Here is a 7,293-nt window from a genome sequence, read left to right on the forward strand (position 1 = left end):
GAACTATTTCCAGTCCGCTGATACAGATGCGAATGCTGAATTTATTGATGCGTGGAAAGAGTTTGCGGGTGCTGACCGTGTAACCAACGACCCGATGGAAGCTCATTACATCGGCTTCAACATGTGGGTGAACGCGGTTGAGGCCGCAGGGTCCACCGGGGTCGATGCGGTGCGCGACGCAATGTACGGTCAGGAGTTTCCCAACCTGACAGGCGGAACCGCGGTTATGCTGCCGAACCATCACCTGGCCAAGCCGGTGCTGATCGGCGAAATCACGGCCGATGGTCAGTTCGACATCATCAGCAAGACCTCTGAGGTGGATGGTGACGCCTGGACGGATTTCCTGCCCGAATCCGCCAAGCTGACCTCTGACTGGAAAGAACTCGGCTGCGGTATGTACAACACCGAGACCAAGACCTGCGTTCAGTTGACATCCAACTACTGATGCTCTCCCCGGGGGCGCGGTGCTCAGGCGCTGCGCCCTCACTTTAAATACCTGAATACTGAAAGTTCACTATGCGCCGCCTTTGCTTAGCGCTCTTCGTCTTGCTGTGGCCCATTGCACCACATGACGCAGCAGCGCAGGACCTTCAGGCCCTTCTGCAACAGAATGCAGACGAAATCACCAAACCGTCGCGCCGTTCAGTCGGTGAGGTGCTCGAAAGGCTTGCAGCCTCCGGAGTGCAGGGCCTGCCGGTGTTTCTGGAACGCTGGTCGGACAAGGGGGTCTGGAAAGGCCCAGATGGTCTCTTTTTCTTTGGTGAGGCGGAGGGCGACACGCTTCAGCTCACCGACATAGACACGGGCGCTGTCTCCGGGGCGGATAAAGACGGCTTTACACAGCTCAAACCCAACGGCGGTGTGCGCCGCGTCATCGGCACCACGCTGGTGCAGTTTCAGCTGAGTGATCCGGATCCTGAGCGGCGGCGTTCGGCTGTGGAGGCCATCGGGCGCAGCCCGTCCGCAGAACAGCTGGAACCGTTGCAGGCGTCGATTGACAATGACCCTGATCCGGTGATCCGTGCCCGCAAAGAGCAGCTTGTCGTCTTCCTCTCGGCACAGTTCGCAGACAGTACGGACGAGCGCATTGCCGCAATCCAGAGCCTGTCTGCGGATACATCTGTTGAGGCGCGCTCGGTTCTCAACCGTATTCTGAGTACCCGATCCTTCATCACCGCGGGCGAGCCGGAAGGAAACGTGGCAGCGACTGAGGACGCCTCAGAAGACCCTGAAGCCTTTTACGCGCGCCTTGTCGGTGAAGGTCTCGCGCAGGCGCGCGTCTCCGCCGACGATATCCGCGCTGCACTTGAGGCCAACGTAAGTGACGGCCGGGTAGGGACCGTTCCCGTGGCGCAACTGGGTACCGATGCTGCGCGAGAGCGTGCCTATACGGGGCTTGCCGATGCCGGCAGAGTACCGCCTTTCGTCACGACTGCCGCCCGGGATGCAGCGCTCGCCGCGCACAGGTTTTACGACCGGTATGACGAGACCGACAGCAAGGTCACCGATGCCGCCCGCGCCGCCCTGACATCAGTGGAACAGCGCGTGGCCTTCGCGCAAACCGCCGATCTGGCGCTCGATGCGCTTTCGCTGGCCTCGATTTACTTTCTGGCGGCCATCGGGCTCGCGATCACCTTCGGCGTGATGGGCGTGATCAACATGGCACACGGCGAGTTTATCATGATGGGGGCCTATACGGGCTATGTCGTGCAGCTTTTCATCCCGGATTATACGATCTCGATCCTCGTGGCGTTGCCGCTTGCCTTTGCGCTCACGTTCGGGGCGGGTGTCACCATGGAGCGGCTGGTCATCCGCCATCTCTATCACCGCCCGCTTGAGACTCTGCTTGCCACCTTCGGGATATCCATTGCGCTGCAGCAGCTGGCCAAAAACATCTTCGGCACGCAGGCGCGACCGCTGACCTCTCCTGGCTGGCTCGACGGTGCCTGGATTATCTCCGATGTGATCCAGATCAGCTATATCCGCATCGCGATTTTCGTGCTGGCGCTGGTCTTTCTGGCGCTGATCCTCTTTGTGCTGAAGAAAACGCGGCTCGGGCTCGAGGTACGTGCCGTCACGCAGAACCCCGGCATGGCCGCCTCGATGGGTATTAACCCCGAACGGATCAACATGCTGACCTTTGGATTTGGGTCCGGCATCGCGGGCATCGCCGGTGTGGCCATCGGGCTTTACGCCAAGGTGACCTCCGAGATGGGTGCGGACTACATTGTGCAAAGCTTTATGACCGTGGTGGTGGGCGGTGTGGGCAACGTCTGGGGCACGCTTGCGGGTGCGTCGCTCATCGGCTTCCTGCAAAAAGGGATCGAATGGTTCAACCCGGCCAATACGCTGGCTGCCCAGACCTATATGATCCTTTTCATCATCCTCTTCATTCAGTTCAGGCCACGCGGCATTGTCGCACTCAAAGGCCGGGCAGCGGCGGACTGACCTCATGCGCAAATCCTTCATCGCTGAAAATCCCTCGGTTCTGTGGTTCCTCTTGGCCCTCTCGGGTTTTACCCTGGGCGTGGTGGTGCTTTCCGAGGCCGGCGGCGTTGCCGTACTCTCCACCTCTTTCGTGAAGACGCTGGGCAAGACGCTGTGTCTGTGCCTGATCGCGGTGGCGATGGATGTGGTCTGGGGGTATTGTGGCATCCTCAGTCTGGGCCATTTCGCCTTTTTCGGGATCGGCGGCTATGCCATCGGCATGTGGCTGATGTATGCGCGCACTGAAACCATTGTGCTGGAAAGCCTCGCGTCTCAGGTCATCCCGCCGACACCGCAGGAAATCTCGGATGCCATCGGCAATCAGATTTTCGGCGTCGTGGGCAGCTCCGAGTTTCCGGCCATCTGGGCTTTTGCCGACAGCCTCTTTTTGCAGCTTGCGATGGTGGTTCTGGTACCCGGGCTGCTGGCGCTTGTCTTTGGATGGCTTGCTTTCCGGAGCAGGGTGACGGGCGTGTATCTGTCGATCCTCACCCAGGCGATGACCCTGGCGCTTGCACTTTATCTCTTTCAGAACGACAGCGGGTTGCGCGGGAACAACGGCCTCTCCGGTCTGCAGAACATCCCCGGGTTTGAGAGTACGCCGCAGGCCACGATCTCGATCGTTTTCTTTCTGGCCTCAGCGTTCGCGCTGGGTGCCGGGTATGTCTTCTTTGCCTGGCTTCTCTCGGGAAAAATGGGCAGCGTGGTCAAAGGCATCCGCGATAACGAGGCGCGCGTGCGCTTCCTTGGCTACAACGTCGAAAGCTACAAACTACTGATCTTCACCGTCACAGCCATCATTTCTGGCATCGCCGGGGCGCTCTATTATCCGCAGGCAGGCATCATCAACCCCGGCGAAATTGCCCCCATCGCCTCGATCTATCTGGCGGTCTGGGTGGCCATAGGCGGGCGCGGGCGGCTTTACGGAGCGGTGATCGGTGCCGCCGTGGTCTCACTGCTGTCGAGCTGGTTCACCGGGGGCGGCGCGCCCGACATCAATCTGGGCTTTTACACGATCCAGTGGACGGACTGGTGGCTGGTGCTGCTGGGGCTTTCGTTCGTTGCGGTCACGCTCTTTTTCCCCAAAGGCATCGGTGGTCTTTTTGATTATCTGGTGAGGAAGCAGCCATGACGACATTGCTCGAGGTTTCCGGCGTTTCCGTCACCTTCGACGGGTTCCGTGCGATCAACAACCTGTCCGTTCAGTTCGCCGAGGCGGAATTGCGCGCCATTATCGGGCCGAACGGGGCGGGAAAGACGACATTCATGGATATCGTGACCGGCAAAACGAGGCCGGATGAGGGCAGAGTGATCTGGGGCGAGCGTAATATCTCTCTGCTTGGTCTGTCGGAAAGCCAGATTGCGCAGGAAGGCATAGGGCGCAAGTTTCAGAAACCCACGGTGTTTGAAGATCAGACAGTGCGTCAGAACCTTGCCATGGCGCTGAAAAATCCGCGCGGGCCTTTCGCCGTGATCCTGCATCGCAAGACGGCACAGAACGCGGCCCGCATTGAGGACATTGCTGAAGAAACCGGTCTGTCCGATCAGCTGACACGCACCGCAGGAGAGCTCAGCCACGGGCAGAAGCAATGGCTTGAGATCGGTATGCTGCTGGCCCAGGATCCGCGCCTGCTGCTTGTCGACGAGCCCGCAGCCGGCATGACGGTCGAGGAGCGTGAGAAGACCACCGATATTCTCAGGCGCGCCGCAGAGACGCGGGCGGTGGTCGTGGTGGAGCATGATATGGAGTTTGTGCGACGGCTGAACTGCAAGGTGACTGTACTGCACGAAGGCTCGGTCCTGGCCGAAGGCAGCCTCGATCATGTGACCAGCGACAAGACGGTGATCGACGTCTATCTCGGGCGGTCCGATGCTTGAGGTAGAAGATCTTTCGCTGAAATACGGGCAGAGCCAGATCCTGCATGACGTGTCGCTGACGGCCGCCAGGGGCGAGGTAACCGCCGTCATGGGCATGAACGGTGTGGGTAAGACGAGTCTGCTCAAAGCCATTTCCGGGCGGCACGGGTATTTCGCCGGCGAGATCCGTGTGGGGGGCGAGGTTCTGAACCATCCGACCGCCTTTGAGGCGGCGCGCGCGCGTGTGGCCTATGTCCCGCAGGGACGCGAGGTCTTCCCGATGATGAGCGTCATGGAGAACCTCGAGACCGGTTTTGCCTGCCTGCCACGCGAGGCGCACGGCGTCCCTGACGAAATTTTCGAGCTTTTCCCGGTGCTGCGAGAGATGGCAGGCCGACGCGGGGGCGATCTTTCCGGTGGCCAGCAACAGCAGCTTGCGATAGCGCGCGCGCTGGTCACCCGACCAAAAGTGCTTTTGCTTGATGAGCCCACCGAGGGCATCCAGCCAAATATCATCCAGCAGATCGGGCACACGATCCGGCACCTGCGCGACAAGGGCGAAATGGCAATTGTGCTGGTGGAACAGAACGCGGATTTTGCCTGGCGCTTTGCCGACCGTTTCGTGCATATCCGACGGGGCCATGTGACCCGGTCGGTTGAAAAGGCTGCCTATTCAAATACCGAGTTGCTGGAGGATCTGGCGCTTTAGACCTGTTGTCACGAGCGGCATTGCGCCCAGTCGAGGCCAAATTTCTCAAGATATTTACGCAAGCGGTCCGCATCGTTGCGGCTCTTTTTTGCGGCACGTGAGGCTGCGAAAAGCGTGCGCCCCGCGGCACTCAGACTGGCGCTCTGGCGGCAGGTGCGGATTACGGTCGCCAGCTGCACCCGGTCAAAGGCGTCTATGTCCTGCGCCTGCGCGCCCAGATGGTCCCGGAGCAGCTGCAAATCCGGATCGGCACTGGCAACAGCCCATGTGCCTTTCAGCGTGGTGATCTCCTCATCAACCATCCGGGTGGTAATGCGCCCGCGCGGCGCAAGGGTACAAAGCCGTTGCACCGAAGCGCCCAGATCGCGGAAGTTCCCCGGCCAGAGCGTGCCGGGGTCGGTCGCAAAGCGCAGATAGCGGGCATGGGCGTCGGCATTGAATGATATGCGGGTGCCCAGCAGTTTTTCGACACGGGCAAGCTCATGCACGATGTTGGGTTCGATATCTTCGGGCCGGTCGTGCAGCGCCGGCAGGCGGAAGGTCCACAGATTAAGCCGCGCAAAGAGATCGGCGCGGAACCGGCCTGCAGCCACGCATTCTGCAAGATCCTGGCCTGAACCCGCAATCAGGTGAAACCGGCTGGTGACCTCATAATCAGAGCCCAGCGGCAGGTATTTCCCCGTCTCGACCGCGTGCAGGATCATCGCCTGCTCATCGAGACCCAGTTCGTCGATCTCATCGAGGAAAAGCACCCCGCCGTCCGCTTCCTGCAAGAGGCCCCGCCGGTCTGACGACCCGCCCGCGCCCGCCTGCCGCCGGTGCCCGAAAAGCGTGGACATGGCGCGTTCACCGCGCAGGGTCGAGCAGTTGACGTGCACCAGGCGCCCCTTGATGCGACGACGTTGCAGTTTCAGTTCGTAGAGCCGGGCTGCCAGATCGGATTTACCGGTGCCGGTGGGACCCATCAGCAGCAGCGGCGCGTCGGAACCGGAAGTCACCACTTCCATGCGGTCGATCATGGCGTTGAAAGCCTCGTTGCGGGTCTCGACCCCGCCTTTCAGCAATGTGCTGTATTCGCGCGCAACCATATCAAAGCGCTGCTGGAGCAGGTTGTAGCGCGACAGATCCAGATCGACGATCTGAAAGGATCCGGGGCCTGTGTCCTCGCCACGCGGCGGGCTGGTCTGCACCAGTCTGGCCGGAACGTGCCGCGCTTCGGTGAGCAGGAACCAGCAAATCTGCGCGACATGGGTGCCGGTGGTCAGGTGCACGTGATAGTCTTCGCGCTCCTCATCAAAGCCGTACGCGCGCGCGAAATCGAACATCGCGCCGTAAACTTCCTCAAAGTCCCAGGGGTCGCGCACGTCGATGCGCTGCAGCAGGACCTCGGTGCCGGGGCTGGCCGCGTTTATGTCGGATTTTATTTTTTCGGCCAGCCCCTGCCACCGGCGGCTGTGGATCAGCTCCAGCCGGTCTATCGGAAAATCCGGGTGCTGGCAGATCTGCACAGAGGGTCGCCACCGACGTCTTTTCCCCGCGTCGAGATTCGTCCCGAGAAAGCCCAGCACCACGTTTTTCTTCATGGCTTAGAAAATCAAATAAAAACTTATAGATGTAAATAAGAAAAAATGTTGATCATTCGGAAACGGTGTCTATTTCCTATTAAATTCAGATGCTTAGGGGGGAGTTTATTTTTTCTGTGCCGGAGGGCTTTGGACTGTCAGAAAGGCTGCACCAGAAGAGAAGGAAGCAAGAAATGGCAAACAAATCCGTGTTTGCATCGATCAAAGGCCGGTTGCTGCCCGCAACTGATACGCTCAACGCTGCGGGAGCGCCGGCCTATTTGCTGACCGATGCACATGCCCTGGCGCAGGTCGCCATGACCGGTACCTTCGGCGAAACATTCTATCAGGATCCGATGCAGGAGATGACCCGCACGCTTGCGCTTGCAAACCGTGTAGATCCGTCTTTCCTCGCGAAAACCGCCGTTTATGTCCGCAAGAACGGGCATATGAAGGATATGCCGGCGTTTCTGCTGGCTGTTCTGGCGGGGAGGGATCCGGTGCTTTTCCGCGCGGCCTTTGGCTCTGTGGTGGACAACGGCAAAATGCTGCGGACCTTTGTGCAGATCATGCGGTCCGGTCAGACCGGGCGTAAATCACTCGGGTCTGCGCCGAAGCGGATGGTGGCCACGTGGCTCAATGAGGCATCCGACCGGGCGCTTTTGCAGGCCGGCGTTG

General features: G+C 60.1%; 6 protein-coding genes and 1 pseudogene. 6 read left to right on the forward strand and 1 reads right to left on the reverse strand.

All coding sequences use genetic code 11. The annotated features are described in order from the left end of the window. The 5 genes from Q0M35_RS12410 to urtE form a co-directional block, all read left to right on the forward strand. Positions 1-445, forward strand: a 445-nt coding sequence (locus tag Q0M35_RS12410) for a transporter substrate-binding protein (RefSeq protein WP_295315730.1), incomplete at its 5' end; no start/stop codon positions are given. A 71-nt stretch (positions 446-516) separates the two neighbouring features. Continuing rightward, complete coding sequence (urtB, locus tag Q0M35_RS12415) at positions 517-2,448, forward strand: urea ABC transporter permease subunit UrtB (protein ID WP_295315732.1); 1,932 nt, start codon at positions 517-519, stop codon at positions 2,446-2,448. A gap of 4 nt (positions 2,449-2,452) precedes the next feature. Continuing rightward, the gene (urtC, locus tag Q0M35_RS12420; protein WP_295315734.1) at positions 2,453-3,619 is read left to right on the forward strand and encodes an urea ABC transporter permease subunit UrtC; all 1,167 of its coding nucleotides are present in this window, start codon (positions 2,453-2,455) and stop codon (positions 3,617-3,619) included. Continuing rightward, entirely contained in the window at positions 3,616-4,365 is a 750-nt protein-coding gene (gene urtD / locus Q0M35_RS12425; RefSeq protein ID WP_295315736.1) for an urea ABC transporter ATP-binding protein UrtD, read from the forward strand. The genes urtC and urtD overlap by 4 nt, the downstream gene beginning before the upstream one ends. Beyond that, on the forward strand, positions 4,358-5,053 hold the full coding sequence (gene urtE, locus Q0M35_RS12430) for an urea ABC transporter ATP-binding subunit UrtE (protein ID WP_295315738.1): 696 nt from the start codon (positions 4,358-4,360) through the stop codon (positions 5,051-5,053). The genes urtD and urtE overlap by 8 nt, the downstream gene beginning before the upstream one ends. Positions 5,054-5,061: 8 nt before the next feature. Here the strand turns inward: urtE and rtcR are convergent, their stop codons facing one another. After that, positions 5,062-6,636 (reverse strand): RNA repair transcriptional activator RtcR, encoded by a 1,575-nt coding sequence (rtcR, locus tag Q0M35_RS12435; RefSeq protein WP_295315740.1) that lies wholly within the window; start codon positions 6,634-6,636, stop codon positions 5,062-5,064. A 173-nt stretch (positions 6,637-6,809) separates the two neighbouring features. Here rtcR and Q0M35_RS12440 point away from each other — a divergent pair. Then, positions 6,810-7,293, forward strand: a pseudogene (locus Q0M35_RS12440) (RNA-binding protein); the annotation flags it as partial.

The sequence above is a fragment of the Roseobacter sp. genome (assembly GCF_024639605.1).
GTDB lineage: Bacteria > Pseudomonadota > Alphaproteobacteria > Rhodobacterales > Rhodobacteraceae > Roseobacter.